12 protein-coding genes and 1 riboswitch are annotated in these 14,201 nt (G+C 63.9%); of the genes, 5 read left to right on the top strand and 7 right to left on the bottom strand.

All coding sequences use genetic code 11. From position 1 onward, the window contains the following. Positions 1-167: 167 nt before the first annotated feature. A riboswitch (cyclic di-GMP riboswitch) is annotated at positions 168-255 on the top strand. A gap of 110 nt (positions 256-365) precedes the next feature. The 3 genes from AACQ43_RS05450 (at position 366) to AACQ43_RS05440 (ending at position 7,432) form a co-directional block, all read left to right on the top strand. Then, the gene (locus AACQ43_RS05450) at positions 366-2,975 is read left to right on the top strand and encodes a glycosyl hydrolase family 18 protein (protein WP_168966348.1); all 2,610 of its coding nucleotides are present in this window, start codon (positions 366-368) and stop codon (positions 2,973-2,975) included. A gap of 72 nt (positions 2,976-3,047) precedes the next feature. Further along, entirely contained in the window at positions 3,048-5,426 is a 2,379-nt protein-coding gene (locus AACQ43_RS05445; protein ID WP_168966346.1) for a M66 family metalloprotease, read from the top strand. A gap of 83 nt (positions 5,427-5,509) precedes the next feature. Beyond that, positions 5,510-7,432, top strand: a complete 1,923-nt coding sequence (locus tag AACQ43_RS05440; protein ID WP_211162453.1) for a glycoside hydrolase family 19 protein — start codon at positions 5,510-5,512, stop codon at positions 7,430-7,432. 57 nt (positions 7,433-7,489) lie between these two features. Here AACQ43_RS05440 and AACQ43_RS05435 read toward each other — a convergent pair whose 3' ends face one another. Together AACQ43_RS05435 and crp are read right to left on the bottom strand one after the other, a co-directional pair. Then, a complete protein-coding gene (locus AACQ43_RS05435; RefSeq protein WP_168966344.1) occupies positions 7,490-8,290 on the bottom strand; it encodes a putative RNA methyltransferase in 801 nt (266 codons plus the stop codon). A 126-nt stretch (positions 8,291-8,416) separates the two neighbouring features. Next, on the bottom strand, positions 8,417-9,055 hold the full coding sequence (gene crp / locus AACQ43_RS05430) for a cAMP-activated global transcriptional regulator CRP (RefSeq protein WP_011704916.1): 639 nt from the start codon (positions 9,053-9,055) through the stop codon (positions 8,417-8,419). 311 nt (positions 9,056-9,366) lie between these two features. Here crp and AACQ43_RS05425 point away from each other — a divergent pair, with 311 nt between their 5' ends. After that, entirely contained in the window at positions 9,367-9,771 is a 405-nt protein-coding gene (locus tag AACQ43_RS05425; RefSeq protein WP_016349708.1) for an OsmC family protein, read from the top strand. Between the two features lie 49 nt (positions 9,772-9,820). Next, positions 9,821-10,117, top strand: coding sequence for an MliC family protein (locus AACQ43_RS05420; protein ID WP_011704918.1), 297 nt, complete (start codon positions 9,821-9,823; stop codon positions 10,115-10,117). A gap of 57 nt (positions 10,118-10,174) precedes the next feature. On the opposite strand, the gene AACQ43_RS05415 is transcribed toward AACQ43_RS05420, so the two are convergent. The 5 genes from AACQ43_RS05415 to arnT form a co-directional block, all read right to left on the bottom strand. Next, positions 10,175-10,705, bottom strand: coding sequence for a DUF4136 domain-containing protein (locus AACQ43_RS05415; RefSeq protein WP_168966342.1), 531 nt, complete (start codon positions 10,703-10,705; stop codon positions 10,175-10,177). Positions 10,706-10,720: 15 nt separating this feature from the next. After that, a complete protein-coding gene (locus tag AACQ43_RS05410; protein WP_011704920.1) occupies positions 10,721-11,590 on the bottom strand; it encodes a phosphoribulokinase in 870 nt (289 codons plus the stop codon). Positions 11,591-11,765: 175 nt separating this feature from the next. Then, positions 11,766-12,212, bottom strand: coding sequence for a 4-amino-4-deoxy-L-arabinose-phosphoundecaprenol flippase subunit ArnF (arnF, locus tag AACQ43_RS05405; RefSeq protein ID WP_017410346.1), 447 nt, complete (start codon positions 12,210-12,212; stop codon positions 11,766-11,768). Beyond that, a complete protein-coding gene (locus AACQ43_RS05400; protein WP_017782083.1) occupies positions 12,209-12,553 on the bottom strand; it encodes an EamA family transporter in 345 nt (114 codons plus the stop codon). The genes arnF and AACQ43_RS05400 overlap by 4 nt, the downstream gene beginning before the upstream one ends. Continuing rightward, positions 12,553-14,196, bottom strand: coding sequence for a lipid IV(A) 4-amino-4-deoxy-L-arabinosyltransferase (gene arnT / locus AACQ43_RS05395; protein ID WP_168966340.1), 1,644 nt, complete (start codon positions 14,194-14,196; stop codon positions 12,553-12,555). Before arnT ends, AACQ43_RS05400 begins: the two co-directional genes overlap by 1 nt. Between the last annotated feature and the right edge of the window lie 5 nt (positions 14,197-14,201).

The following is a 14,201-nucleotide window of genomic DNA, read 5'->3' as shown; positions in this document are numbered from 1 at the left end:
CCCCCAACCAGCAAGATCGGCACTTTCTGACACAAAAAAGTGCCTTTTCTTCTCGTTTGAGGCTCGTTTTCGATAAAAAGTGGTTTATTAATAACCGCTCGGGGGTTTGCCCTCCCTCCTTTGACTCCCTTATAGTCAGGTCGCGATTATTTTTGTCGCAAATCAAGTTGTGCAAAAGGCAAACCGGATGAAAGTCCGGGACGCAAAGCTTCCGGTCTAAGGGTCAGCAGTACCTAAGATAGCGGGGCCACCACAGGTTGTTTCGTCCATGGGCCAAGCCATGGTGCGATGTTGTCTGCGTTACCTGTCAGGTTGCGTTGCCTTTTTCGTTATCTATTCCAAGAACGAAATAAGGATATTCAACTATGTTAAGTCCAAAACCCTCCGTACTGGCGTTGTTGGTCGGGGGTCTGTGCGCCTCCTCCGCCTTCGCTGCCGCCCCCGGCAAACCCACCATCGGCTGGGGCGAAACCAAGTTCGCCATCGTCGAAGTGGATCAAGCCGCCACCTCCTACAACAAGCTGGTCAAGGTGCACGCCGATGGCGCGCCGGTCAGCGTGAGCTGGAACCTCTGGTCCGGTGATGTCGGCCAGACCGCCAAGGTACTGCTCGACGGCAAGGAGGTGTGGTCCGGTGCCGCGTCCGCCTCCGGCACCGCCAACTTCAAGGTCACCAAGGGGGGCCGCTACCAGATGCAGGTGGCGCTGTGCAACGCCGACGGCTGCACCCTCTCCGACAAGAAAGAGATCCTGGTGGCCGACACCGACGGCAGCCACCTGCAGCCGCTCAAGGCGCCGCTCAAGGAGAACAACAAGCCCTACGTCAACAAGACCGGCAAGGTGATGGGGGCCTACTACGTGGAGTGGGGAGTCTATGGTCGCAAGTTCACCGTGGACAAGATCCCGGCCCAGAACCTGACCCACATCCTCTACGGCTTCACCCCGATCTGCGGTGGCAACGGCATCAACGACAGCCTGAAAGAGATCTCCGGCAGCTTCGAGGCGCTGCAGCGCTCCTGTGCCGGGCGCGAGGACTTCAAGGTCTCCATCCACGATCCCTGGGCCGCCATCCAGATGGGGCAGGGCAATCTCACCGCCTATGACGAACCCTACAAGGGCAACTTCGGCAACCTGATGGCGCTCAAGAAGGCCTATCCGGACCTGAAGATCCTCCCCTCCATCGGTGGCTGGACCCTCTCCGACCCCTTCTTCTTCTTCGGTGACAAGACCAAGCGCGACACCTTCGTCGCCTCGGTGAAGGAGTATCTGCAGACCTGGAAATTCTTCGACGGGGTGGATATCGACTGGGAATTCCCGGGTGGCCTCGGGGCCAACCCCAACCTCGGCAGCCCCTCCGACGGCGAAACCTATGTGCTGCTGATGAAGGAGCTGCGTGCCATGCTCGACGAGCTGAGCGCAGAGACCGGCCGCACCTATGAGCTCACCTCCGCCATCAGCGCCGGCGGTGACAAGATTGCCAAGGTGGACTATCGCGCCGCCCAGCAATACATGAATCACATCTTCCTGATGAGCTACGACTTCAACGGCGCCTGGACCAACACCGGGCTGGGTCACCAGACCGCGCTCTACGAGTCGAGCTGGGATCCCAACACCAAGTACACCACCGACAAGGGGGTCAAGGCGCTGCTGGGTCAGGGCGTCGAGCCGGGCAAGGTGGTGGTGGGTGCCGCCATGTATGGTCGCGGCTGGACCGGCGTCAGCGGGTATCAGGGCAACAACCCCTTCACCGGCACCGCCACCGGCCCGATTGCGGGGACCGAAGCGGAAGGGATCTGGGAGAAGGGGGTCATCGACTACCGTGGCATCGCCAAGGGCAAGATGGCCGGCGACTGGCAGTACAGCTATGACGAAGTGGCCGAGGCTCCGTCCGTGTTCAAGGCTTCCACCGGCGAGCTCATCACCTTCGATGACGAGCGCTCGGTCAAGGCCAAGGGGCAGTACGTGCTGACCAACCAGCTCGGCGGCATGTTCGCCTGGGAAATTGACGCCGACAACGGCGACATTCTCAACGCCATGCACGAGGGGCTGGGCCACGGCGATAGCACACCGCCGGTCAACAAGCCGCCGGTGGCCAACGCCGGCACCGATCTCGCGGTGACCGGGCCGGCCCAGCTGGTGCTGGACGGTTCCTCCTCTCGCGATCCGGAAGGGGCGGTGCTGAGTTACAGCTGGGCCCAGATCTCCGGTCCCAAGGCGACCCTGAGCGATGCCACCCAGGCCAAGGCCAAGGTGAGCGTCGATGCGGTGAGCCAGGACGTCAATCTGGTGTTCGAGCTGACCGTGATCGATGACCACAACCTCAGCGCCAAGGATCAGGTGGTGGTGACCAACAAGGCGCCGCAACCCAACCTGCCGCCGGTCGTCACGGTGCAGGACAAGGTCTCGGTGCAGGCCGGCAAGCAGGTGAGCATCACCGCCAGCGCCACCGACCCCAACGGCGACACCCTGAGCTATCAGTGGAGCGTGCCGGCCGGACTCACCGCCAGCGGTCAGAACAGCAAGACCCTGGTGGTAACGGGCCCCAGCGTCACCGTGGAGACCGGTTATGACCTCACCGTCACCGTGACCGACGGCGCCCTGGATGCCCAGGGCAAGACCCGCCTCACCGTGACCCCGGTCAGTGGTGGCGGCGACTGCAACGCCACCGATCCGGATGCCGCCAACTGGCCGGCCTGGAAGGCCTCGACCACCTACAACGGTGGCGAGAAGGTGAGCCACAACCAGCTGGTGTGGCAGGCCAAGTACTGGACCCAGGGCAATGAACCGAGCCGCACCGCCGATCAGTGGAAGCTGATAAGCCAGGTGCAGCTGGGCTGGGATGCTGGCGTCGCCTACAACGCCGGTGACGTGACCAGCCACAACGGTCGTCAGTGGAAGGCCCAGTACTGGACCCGCGGCAACGAGCCTGGCAAGCACGACGTCTGGCAGGACATCGGCGCCGCCAGCTGCAAATAACCTCACCATAAAATCCATCGGGGCATGCCAGGCATGCCCCCTTTTTTCCCCATAACAACAAAGAGCACCGCCATGACCACATGCACCACACGTCTTGCCTGCCTGATCGGCGCAGCCCTGGCAAGCGGCCCGCTGCTGGCCGCCGTACAGCCACCCACTCCGCTGGTCTTTGACGCCACCCGGCCGCAGAACGATCTGCAGGGATCGCTGCTGGCCGGCGTCCAGTTTGCCCAGAGCCAGATCCTGCCCGCCCACCCGCGGGAGGGGGACAACCAGCCCCGCCTCACCGCCCTGCGCAAAAGCCTGCTGCTGGTGCGCCCGCTGCAGGCCGGCAACCAGGCGCAGCTGGCGCTCGAGGCCCGCGACGGCGCCGGCAAGCTGCTCGGCAGTCTCACGCTGGATCCGCCCTCCCGCCTGCCCAAGACAGCCTACTACCTGGAAGGAACGCCGGAGGAGGGGGTCGACTTTACCCCGGGCCCCGGTACCAGTACCGTCATCAACAGCAGCAGCGAGCTGGCCAGGCTGAGCGATCCGAGTGGCGCCTTCCTGCTCGGCAAGTTGCAGCCCCATGCCCTGGTCACCATCCAGACCGCCGACGGCCGCTGGGTGCGCGACATCCACCTGCCGCGCGAGGCGAGCCTGGAGGGCAAGATGGTGCGCCTCGCCTCCAATGCCGGCTACAACTCCACCGTCTACTTCAGCGGCCGTCAGGTGACCCTCTCCCGCGGCCAGAGTCAGCAGTTCAAGTTCGTGCGCGGCCAGTGGATCCGCGATGGTGAGCTGGAAAACAACGGCATCACCTATGCCAGCGATGCCTGGAGCGTCGTGCTGCCGGCCGAGTGGATCATGCCCGGCCTCACCCTGCGCCTGAGCCAGGGAGATCTGATCGGCGAGCTGACCGACCTCAAGGTGGGGGCGCCGGGGGAGCTGCTCATTCACACCATCGACATCGGCATGCTGACCACACCGCGCGACCAGTTCGCCTTTGCCAAAGATAAAGAAGCCCAGCGGGAGTACTTCCAGACCATTCCCGCCAGTCGGCTCATCGTCAGCCAGTATGCGCCGCTGTCGCTGTCGGAGGTGATGCTGCCCGATGGCACCCTGCTCACCGATTTTGATCCGAGCGAGGGGGGCTGGCACGGTGGCACCATGCGCCAGCGCATTGGCAAGGAGCTCATCTCTCTTGGCATCGACAATGCCAACTACGGCATCAACAGCACCGCCGGGGAGGGGGAGAACAGCCATCCCTATGTGGTGGCCCAGCTGGCGGCCCACAACAGCCGCGGCAAGTACGCCAACGGGGTGCAGGTGCACGGCGGCTCCGGCGGGGGCGGTATCGTCACCCTGGACGCCTCCCTTGGCAACGAGTTCAGCCACGAGGTGGGCCACAACTACGGTCTTGGCCACTATGTGGGCGGCTTTGCCGGCTCGGTGCACCGCAGCGCCGATCAGATCAATGCCACCTGGGGCTGGGATGGTGACAAGAATCGCTTCATCCCTAACTTCTTTGCGAGCCGCAGCGGCCAGAGCGCCTGCCTCGACGGTCAGTGCCAGGCGCCGTTTGACGGCCGCAAGTTCGGTTTCGACGCCATGGCCGGCGGCGAGCCGCTCTCCGGCTTCAACCGCTTCACTCTCTACACCCCCAACTCGGCCGCCATCATCCAGCGCTTCCTCGAAAGCAAGGCAGTGTTCGATGCAGCGTCCCCCACCGGCTTCAGCAAGTGGAATGAAAGCCAGGGCAGAATGGAGCCCTACCGCCACCGGGTCGACCTCGCCGAGCAGATCACCGCGCCGGTGAGCGATCTGGGGGAGGTTAAGCTGGCCGCCCTGCTGGCCGAGTACGATCTGGTCAAGGTGGCCATGTGGGATGGCAACTGGACCCGCAACATCCAGCTGCCGGCCGCCTCGGCGGTCAATCGCGGCCGCATCGTCAGCATCGACCACAACGCCGGCTACAACAGCACCCTCTTCATCAACGGCCAGCAGATCACCGTCTCGCGCGGCTTCAAGAAGAGCTACCGCTCCGACGGCAGCCGCTGGAACGAGGGGGCGCCGGCGGATCTGGCGGTAGATCGCAAGCCCGCCGCCTTCGGCGTGCCGGTGACCACCCTGGTCGGGTACTACGACCCGCAGGGGCAGCTGCCGAGCTACCTCTATCCGGCCCTGCACGGCGCCTATGGGTTTGCCTATGGCGATGATGGCGAACGGCTCGGCAACAGTGACTGCCAGCTGCAGGTGGAGACCCGCGACGGCCTGCTGCGCTTCAAGCTGGCCAACCACCGGCTGAGCGCCAGCGTGATGAACAAGTTCCACGTCAACGTGCCGAGCGCGAGCGAGCCGCGCAGCGCCAGCGTGCTGTGTCGCAACCAGTCACAGGCCGAGGCCCAGCTTGCCCCGGCCCCGGCCGGGCTTGGCTACACGGTCAACGGCATGCCGCTGGCGGCGCGCTGAGTGCTTTTCTCCTTTCTCCTCGCGCAATGCGAGGTGCCACTGGCGGGGGCCAAGCCCCGCCTTTCATCAAGCAAGAGGTAAATATGATGACAAGAAAGTCCTCTGTGGCCACCCTGCTGGCCGGGCTCTGTCTGAGCGGTCAGCTGTGGGCCGCCAGCGCCTATGACATCAATCAGGGCTATGGCGGCGGCAGCCAGGTCAGTTTCAACGGTCAGATCTACGAGGCCAAGTGGTATGCCAATCCGGGCCAGAGCCCAGGCGTGCAGGTCGCCAACGAGTGGGATTCTCCGTGGGCCCTGCTGGGGGCGGGCGAGGCGATGCCACCGGGTGACGGGGAGGGCATTGCCCCGCCCGCGCAGGGAGGCAGCGGCGCCGCTGACGGCAGCACCGTCTACCTGAGCCAGAGCGAGCTGGATGCCAAGGAGCATGCGCTCACCGACTTCCCGGCCATGACGGCGGTCAAGGCCTCCATCGCCACCCGCGACAACGCCGTGGTTGAGGCGGTGGCCCCCGGCCTGCCGCTCAACCCTGCCAACGTCAAACGAGTGGAGGGGCTGCTCAGCGAGTCGCAGTTCAACTTCCTGTTCCCGCTGCGGGCGCCGGAGTACACCTATCGCGGTTTCCTGCAGGCGGTGGCCAAGTTCCCGGCCTTCTGCGGCGACTACAGCGACGGGCGCAACGCCGAGGCCATCTGCCGCAAGTCGCTGGCCACCATGTTTGCCCACTTCGCCCAGGAGACCGGCGGCCACGAGAGCTGGCGCCCCGAGCCCGAGTGGCGCCAGGGGCTGGTGTGGGTGCGGGAGATGGGCTGGACCGAGCAGATGCGCGGCGGCTACAACGCCGAGTGCCGGCCGGATGTGTGGCAGGGTCAGCAGTGGCCGTGCGGCAAGTTCGACAACGGCGAGTTCAAGAGCTACTTCGGTCGTGGCGCCAAGCAGCTGTCGTACAACTACAACTACGGCCCCTTCTCCGAGGCCATGTTCGGCACTGTGCGCACCCTGCTGGACAACCCGGAGAAAGTGGCGGACACCTGGCTCAACCTGGCCAGCGCCGTGTTCTTCTTCGTCTATCCGCAGCCGCCCAAGCCCTCCATGCTGCACGTGATCGACGGCACCTGGCAGCCCAACGCCCACGACCGGCAGAACGGCCTGGTGCCGGGCTTCGGGGTGACCACCCAGATCATCAACGGCGGGGTGGAGTGCGGCGGTTCGGCCGAGCATGCCCAGTCTCAGAACCGGATCACTTACTACCAGGCCCAGGCCCAGTATCTGGGCGTGCCGGTGCCTGCCGACGAGGTGCTCGGTTGCAAGAACATGAAGGTCTTTGACGAGGCCGGCGCCGGCGCCCTGCCCATCTACTGGGAGAACGACTGGAGCTATGTGCCGGGCAACCCCAACGGTGGCAAGAGCTACGCCTGCAAGCTGGTGGGCTACCAGACCCGTTTCAGCGCCTTCAAGGAGCGTGACTACAGCCGCTGCGTGCAGCACTTCTTCCCCGAGGTGGTGATCGAGGACAACGGTGGTGGCACCAACCTGCCGCCGGTGGCCAGCATCAGCGGCCCGAGCGAGGCGCTGGGCGGCGCCACCGTGCTGCTCTCCGGCCAGGGCTCGAGCGATCCGGAAGGCAAGCCCCTCAGCTACGCCTGGACCCTGCCTGCCGGGGCCAGCGCCTCGGATCTGACGCAGTCCACCCTGAGCGCCATCCTGCCGCCGACCCCGACCAGCGACACCCGCTACGGCTTCGTGCTCAAGGTGACCGACGACAAGGGGCTGAGCCGCAGCGCCACCCACGAGATCCTGATCAAGGGCAGCGGCGGTACCACGCCACCGGATGGCAACCCGCCCTACAAGGAGGGCACCGCTTACAAGGCCGGTGACAAGGTGAGCAACCTGGGCAGCAACTACCAGTGCAAGCCCCATCCCTACACCGGCTGGTGTGCCGGCGCAGCCTGGGCCTATGAGCCCGGCAAGGGCACGGCCTGGAGCGATGCCTGGATCAAGCTGTAACGGCATCTCCGCGCAATAAAAAAGGCCCGTCAGGGCCTTTTTTCATGGGGTGAGCGCTCACAGCGGCTTTTGCCACAGGCTCAGCAGCAGATCCTGCTCCAGCTCGTCCGGTCCCTGGTGGCTGAAGGCGTGGCGCTGCTCACCGCTGGCGCGCCAGCCGAGGCGGCTGGTCTCCAGGATGAAGCTGCGCAGCCCCTGGTCCATCTGCATGCTGAACTGGCAGCGCAGCTGACCCATGGGGTTGAGGCCGGCCAGGCTCGGCCAGCTCAGCGGGTGCTCCATGCTGACCGGGTTGAGGCTGACCCTCAGCTGCCACTGGTGGCGGGGGCCCGGCTGCAGGTAGAGTAGGTAGCCGCCCGGTGCCAGCCAGCTGACCAGCTGTTCGGTCTTGACCTTGAGATCGTTGACCAGCAGCAGCTGGGCCGTGCCCGGCAGGATCGGCGCGCGGGCCGGATCGGCGATGATGAACTGAGCGTCCGGCTGCGCCTTGTTGGCGGCAAAGATGGTGTTCTTGGCGATGTCGACGCCGGCAAATTGCCAGCCCGGCAGGCGCTCGGCCAGGGTCCGGCAGTAGTAACCCTCGCCACAGCCCAGGTGGATCAGCTCGCGCGGTTCGAGGGGGGCAAGCAGGCTGGCCATCGCCTCGACCAGCGGCAGCTGGTGGCCCTGCTCGAGGAAGTGGCGTTTGGCGCGCATCAGGGCGCGGCTGTCGCTGTCCTTGGGGTTCTTCTTGCCGGGGATGAGATCCAGATAGCCTTCCGGCGCGGGATCAAAGTGGTGCTTGGTGGCGCAGTAGACCCCGCGGGAGGCTTCATGAAGTTGCAGCGGGCTGCGACAGATAGGGCATTGCAGGTGCATAGGATTTCTCTTGGCGAAGGCCATGACGGCAGGGGCGTTCGGGATTATAGGGGAGACGATCAGAAAAGGCTGCCGTGGCAGCCTTTTTTATCCGGCGACCCAGTGCGGGGCCGCCAGTAGCGAGGATCAGCGAGTGCCGAACACCACTATGGTCTTGCCGTGGGCGGAGATCAGCTCCTGTTCTTCGAGCATCTTGAGGATCCGGCCGACGGTTTCACGGGAGCAGCCGACGATCTGGCCTATCTCCTGACGGGTGATCTTGATCTGCATGCCATCCGGGTGGGTCATGGCATCCGGCTGCTTGGCCAAGTTCAACAGGGTCTGGGCGATCCGGCCGGTCACGTCCAGGAAGGCGAGGTTGCCGACTTTCTGGCTGGTATGCTGCAGGCGGGCCGCCATCTGGCCGGAGAGGCGCATCAGGATTTCCGGGTTGACCTGGATCAGCTGGCGGAACTTCTTGTAGGAGATCTCGGCCACTTCACAGGAACCTTTGGCACGCACCCAGGCGGAACGCTCCGGGTTTTCGCTCTCCTCGAACATCCCCATCTCGCCCAGGAAGTCGCCCTGGTTCAGATAGGAGAGGATCATCTCCTTGCCTTCATCGTCCTTGATCAAGACGGCCACAGTGCCCTTGACGATGTAGTAGAGGGTTTCCGCTTTCTCACCCGCGTGGATCAGGGTGCTCTTGGCGGGATACTTATGAATGTGGCAGTGCGACAAGAACCATTCCAGGGTGGGATCGCTTTGCGGTTTGCCAATGACCATGAGAATTCCTCTGTAGTGTCTTTTTATGGACTCGTGCGTCCGGGCAAGCTGCCAACCTTGCCATTCCTTGTATTAGTCGCAGTAGGATAAGAGCCTTTGTCTGTGCTGACAAGGCTTTGAGGGCTTTTGCCAGCTCCCCTTGCAACCCCTGCTGCGTTCCGTTCGCCATTGTAGGGAAGATGGGGGCATCAGATGTTGATTTTGATCTAGTTAGTCAGGAAGTTCGTGAAAATGGTGGATATGTGCCGCTGTCGCGTCGTCTGCGGTATGCTATGTCAGTCAGATCTGTCGTCATCAAGAGGAAATGTGAAATGAAAGCCAAGGTCAGCTGGGTGGAAGGCATGCAGTTTGTGGGCGAGAGTGAGTCCGGTCACAAGGTGATCCTGGACGGAGCCAACCCCGGCGAAGGTGCCAGCCCGATGGAGATGATCCTGCTGGCGGTGGGCGGTTGCAGCTCGATCGATGTGGTCTCCATCCTGGAGAAGGCGCGTCAATCCGTGACCGCCTGCCATGTGGAGCTGGCCGGTGAGCGGGCTGACTCGGTGCCGCGGGTATTCGAGAAGATCCACCTCCACTTCGTGGTGACCGGCAAGGGGCTGGCCGAAAAGCAGGTGGCCCGCGCGGTGGATCTGTCGATGGAAAAATATTGTTCAGTTTCCCTGATGTTGGAAAAAGCGGTAGAAATTACCCATAGTTATCAAATTCTTGAAGCCTGATAGCAGTGGCTCTTCCGATTGAATAACACCATGACATAAGGAAAGTGCAATGAAAAAGATGATAGCGTTACTCCCCCTGCTGGGGCTGGCGGCCTGCAGCATGCCGCAACCGACCCAGTACCAGTACAGCCAGTATCAGTGCGGTGAGGAGTTGCTGGCCGTGACCTATGATGCCCAGGCCGACATGGTGCAGTTCCCCTATGCCGGGGTCTATCACAAGCTGGGCCGGGTCGAGGCGGAGTCCGGTGCCAAGTATTCCGATGGGGTGACCACCTTCTGGAATCAGGAAAAGCAGGCCATCCTCAGCCAGAAAGGGGTAACCCTGCTGACTTGCCAGCGCAAGTGATCGTCATGGTGTGATGACAACGGCCTGCTCAATGCAGGCCGTTTTGCATATTGGGGATCAGTGCGGCAGGGCGTTGAGCATCTTGGCGGCCAATTGCTGGCTCAGTTGCTGACGCTCCCCTTCGGCGATGGCCGCGTCGCTGGCCAGGGAGATGGCGCTGCTCCACACCGCCTGCTGGGTGCGCCGGTCGAGCAGCACGATGGCCAGGGTACCCTTGCGGGCATCGGCCTTGGCCTGCAGCCCGGGGGTCATGCCGAGGCGGGCGAAGATCTCGCCATCGCTCAGATCCTGGCTGCCGGCCACCCCGATGGCGACCCACACATCGGCCTCGTCGAGGGGCACGCTCTGCCACCCCTTGCGCCCCAGCTCCTGATTGACCGCCTGTTGCACCGGCTCCAGCCAGCCCTCGGCGCTGTCACCGGCATACTGGAACTGCTCGGCCAGCGCATAGCGCGGCGTCGCCCCGAACGGCCAGCTGGCCGCCGGGCGCACCACCATGGTGCCCGCTTCCAGGGTCGGCGCGGCCGGGCCGCTGCTGCAGCCACCCAGCAGGGCGGCCAATCCCACAGAGATAAACGCTAACCGCATCATCAGCTCCTTGGCTCAGGTGATCTTGCCGGTTTCAATCAGTTGCTGGATCAACGGGCGCAGGATCAGCTCCATCGCGAAGCCCATCTTGCCGCCCGGCACTACGATGGTGTTCATCCGTGACATGAAGGATCCGTCGATCATCGACAGCAGGTAGGGGAAATCCACCTGCTTGATGCCGCGAAACCGTATCACCAGCATACTCTCGTCCAGACTCGGGATCACCTTGGCACTGAAGGGGTTGGAGGTATCCACGGTCGGCACCCGCTGGAAGTTGATGTGGGTGCGGGAGAACTGGGGGGTGATGAAGTTGATGTAGTCGTCCATGGAGCGAACGATGGAGTCGGTGACCGCCTCGCGGGAATGGCCGCGTTCCGAGGTGTCGCGAATGAGCTTCTGGATCCATTCCAGGTTGACGATGGGCACCACCCCGATGAGGAAGTCCACGTGGCGGGCCACGTTGTGCTCATCGGTGACCACGCCGCCGTGCAGCCCCTCATAGAACAGCAGGTCGGTGTCGCTCGGCAGGTTCTGCCAGGGGGTGAAGGTGCCCGGCATCTGGTTGAAGGGCACCGCCTCGTCGAAGCTGTGCAGGTAGCGGCGATACTGGCCGCTGCCGTTCTGGCCGTACTCCTGAAAGAAGCTCTCCAGCAGGCCGAAGTCGTTGGCCTCGGGGCCGAAATAGCTGATGTGGCGCCCCTGTTCGCGCGCCTTGCGGATCGCTACGTCCATTTCCGGGCGGGTGTAGCGATGAAAACTGTCCCCTTCCACCACGGCCGCCTGATAACCGAGCTGATGAAACATGGAGCGAAAGGCGTTGGTGGAGGTGGAGGTGCCGGCCCCGGACGAACCGGTAACCGCAATGATGGGATGCTTTGCCGACATAGAATTCTCTCTTCCTTGGGAGTTCCGTTATAAAGGCATGTTCCGAGTGCGGTCAAGTGTGCGACCTGACACTACCACCGCGCAACTGCTTCGCGGGCGTGCCAGCGTGCCGGCATCGGCGGCAGACGCAAAAAAGGGCTGCCGTGGCAGCCCTTGCGACCAGCAAAGAGAAAGACTAGTCAGCCTGCTTGGTGCCGGCCGCAGGCTTGATCCCCACCAGCACGGCCCCCAGCAGAATGAACAGCACCCCGAGCGCCTTGCCGGGCTCCAGCGGTTCGGCGAAGAGCGGAATGTTGACCGCCAGCAGGTAGACCAGCGCATAGCTGGTGCTGAGCAGGGGGTAGGCGATGTTGAGCGGGGTGGAGTGCAACGCCGCCAGCCAGCAGAGCAGCGACAGAGCGTAACAGCCGACCCCGGCCAGGATCACCAGCAGCGGCAGCGGATGGGCCAACATCACGGCAAGATCCATCTGCCAGGTCGGCAGCTGGATCGCCCCCCACTTCATGCCGAGCTGGGCCGCCGTCACCAGCAAGATGCTGCCGAGCACGTAGAGATACCCCTTCAGCGCCGATCTTGCAGGGCTGGCCGGTAGTTGGCCCGCCTGCGGATGGTCATCGCTCATAGCAAGCCTCCCAGCAGCAGGGCGCCCACTATGATGGCCCCCACCCCCAGCCAGTTGTGGTAGCTGATCTGCTCGTGAAAGAACAGTCTGGAACCGACCAGCACCAGCACCAGATTGATGCTGAGCATGGGGTAGGCCATGCCGAGCGGCAGCCGCTGCAGCAGGTAGATCCAGAGCAGCATGCCACAGCCGAGCGCCGCTACGCTGGCGATGAGCCAGGGTGAGCGCAGCTTTTGCCAGTGGTTGCAGGGCCGGCGCTGCCAGCTGACGACCGCCTGCTTTTGCAGCATCTGGCCGCTGCAGGTCAGCAGGCACACCAGCAACAGCAGCAGGATGTCCATCACTGGGCTCCGTGGTAGATGAGCAGGGTCAGCCGGTGGCTGACGATGGTCTCGTCGGCGGGGGGCACGAGCCCGGTGTTGCCGTCGCGATCCGTCTTCATCAACAGGGCCACCTGACCATTTTTACGTGCCTGTTCCAGCCAGGCCGGGAAGTCGGCGCGGGCCACGTAGCGCCCCGCCGCATCCGGGTAGCCGAGGCCATAATGCACCTCGCCCTTGCTGTCGAACAGATTGATCTCGCTGCGTTGGGTTTCCCAGGCGAGGGAGGAGGCCAGTCCGACGTCGTTGGCCAGCAGAGTGCCCGACTTCATCAGCACGGCCTGATTGGCCTCGATGAAGCGCTCCGGCAGCTTGGAGTCGATCAGCGATTGCGGCAGCGCCCAGGGCAGGCCGATGGCCAGCACCATGGGGCAGAGCGCGCTCAGGGTCCAGCGGCGACTGACCTCTTTCAACTGGAGGAAGCCGAGCAGACTCCAGCCGGCGAAGATGACCATGGCCACCGCCAGCGCACCCTGATCCTCCTCGCCATAGACGGCGTGGCTGGGGGCAAACGCCAGCACGGCTAGCACCACCAGGCAGATGAGGCCGAACAGGCCGTTCAGCCAGGCATTGACCTTGAAGGCCCGCTCTTTCCCCTCCTTGAGCAGGTCGACGGCGCTGGCGGCCATCAGCATGGCCAGCGGGGCGAAGCAGGGCAGGATGTAGGTGAGCAGCTTGCCCTTGGCAATGCTGAAGAACAGCAGGGGCAGGATCACCCAGGCCAGCAGGTAGAGGGTTTCCGGGCTCATCTTGCGCTCCTGCCAGCCCTTGCGCAGGGCGCCTGGCAGCAGGCCGAGCCAGGGCAGGGTGCCGAGCAGCCCCATGGGCAGGTAGTACCAGAACGGCGCCTTGTGCTGGGCGTTGTCGGCGGCGAAGCGCTGGATGTGTTCAATCCAGAAGAAGTAGTGCCAGTAGTCCGGTTCGCGCAGGTGCACGGCGATGGCCCAGGGGGCGGCCAGCAGGACCGCACTCAGGATGGCCAGCGGCCCGAAGCGCACCAGTTCGAGCAGGCGGCGCTGATAGATGACGTAGGGCACGATGACCACGACGGGCACCGCCAGGGCGATGAAGCCCTTGGTGAGAAAACCCATGCCGCAGGCGAGGCCGAACAGCAGATAACCACCGACCCGGCTGCCAAGGGAGCCCTCCTTGCGGATGATGTAGAAGCTCACCATGGCGGCGTTGAGCCAGAGGGTCACCATGGCGTCCAGCACGCTGTAGGTGCCGATGCCGTAGACGATCAGCAGCGACAGATAGATGAGCCCGGTCAGGAAGGCCTTGCGCCGGCACTGCCACAGCTGCAGGGCAAACCAGCAGATCAGCAGGGCGCTCAGGCCGGTGGCGGCGGCCGAGGCGAAGCGCACGGCGAAGTTGGTGTCACCGAACAGCTGCTGGCTGATGCTGTTGAACCAGTAGCCGGCGATGGGTTTCTCGAAGTAGCGCAAGCCCAGGAAGTGGGGCACGACCCAGTCGCCGGTGCTCACCATCTCCCGGCTGATCTCGGCGTAGCGGTTTTCGTCCGGGCTCCAGAGCGGCCGCTGGTCGAGCGGCAGCAGGTAAAAGAAGAGAAAGAACAGGGGCAGGGCCCACTTGGTCAACGTCATGACAT

This window comes from Aeromonas sp. DNRA1 (assembly GCF_963888745.1).
Classification (GTDB): Bacteria; Pseudomonadota; Gammaproteobacteria; order Enterobacterales; family Aeromonadaceae; genus Aeromonas; species Aeromonas hydrophila.
Note: the sequence above shows the minus strand (reverse complement) of the source record. Positions and strands in the feature narration are given on the sequence as shown.

Excerpts from the sequence above, each read along its gene's own strand:
- AACQ43_RS05450 (WP_168966348.1), top strand. The coding sequence starts at position 366 with ATGTTAAGTCCAAAACCCTCCGTACTGGCGTTGTTGGTCGGGGGTCTG.
- AACQ43_RS05445 (WP_168966346.1), top strand. The coding sequence starts at position 3,048 with ATGACCACATGCACCACACGTCTTGCCTGCCTGATCGGCGCAGCCCTG.
- AACQ43_RS05440 (WP_211162453.1), top strand. The coding sequence starts at position 5,510 with ATGATGACAAGAAAGTCCTCTGTGGCCACCCTGCTGGCCGGGCTCTGT.
- AACQ43_RS05435 (WP_168966344.1), bottom strand. The coding sequence starts at position 8,290 with ATGCACCTGCAATGCCCTATCTGTCGCAGCCCGCTGCAACTTCATGAA.
- crp (WP_011704916.1), bottom strand. The coding sequence starts at position 9,055 with ATGGTCATTGGCAAACCGCAAAGCGATCCCACCCTGGAATGGTTCTTG.
- AACQ43_RS05425 (WP_016349708.1), top strand. The coding sequence starts at position 9,367 with ATGAAAGCCAAGGTCAGCTGGGTGGAAGGCATGCAGTTTGTGGGCGAG.
- AACQ43_RS05420 (WP_011704918.1), top strand. The coding sequence starts at position 9,821 with ATGAAAAAGATGATAGCGTTACTCCCCCTGCTGGGGCTGGCGGCCTGC.
- AACQ43_RS05415 (WP_168966342.1), bottom strand. The coding sequence starts at position 10,705 with ATGCGGTTAGCGTTTATCTCTGTGGGATTGGCCGCCCTGCTGGGTGGC.
- AACQ43_RS05410 (WP_011704920.1), bottom strand. The coding sequence starts at position 11,590 with ATGTCGGCAAAGCATCCCATCATTGCGGTTACCGGTTCGTCCGGGGCC.
- arnF (WP_017410346.1), bottom strand. The coding sequence starts at position 12,212 with ATGAGCGATGACCATCCGCAGGCGGGCCAACTACCGGCCAGCCCTGCA.
- AACQ43_RS05400 (WP_017782083.1), bottom strand. The coding sequence starts at position 12,553 with ATGGACATCCTGCTGCTGTTGCTGGTGTGCCTGCTGACCTGCAGCGGC.
- arnT (WP_168966340.1), bottom strand. The coding sequence starts at position 14,196 with ATGACGTTGACCAAGTGGGCCCTGCCCCTGTTCTTTCTCTTCTTTTAC.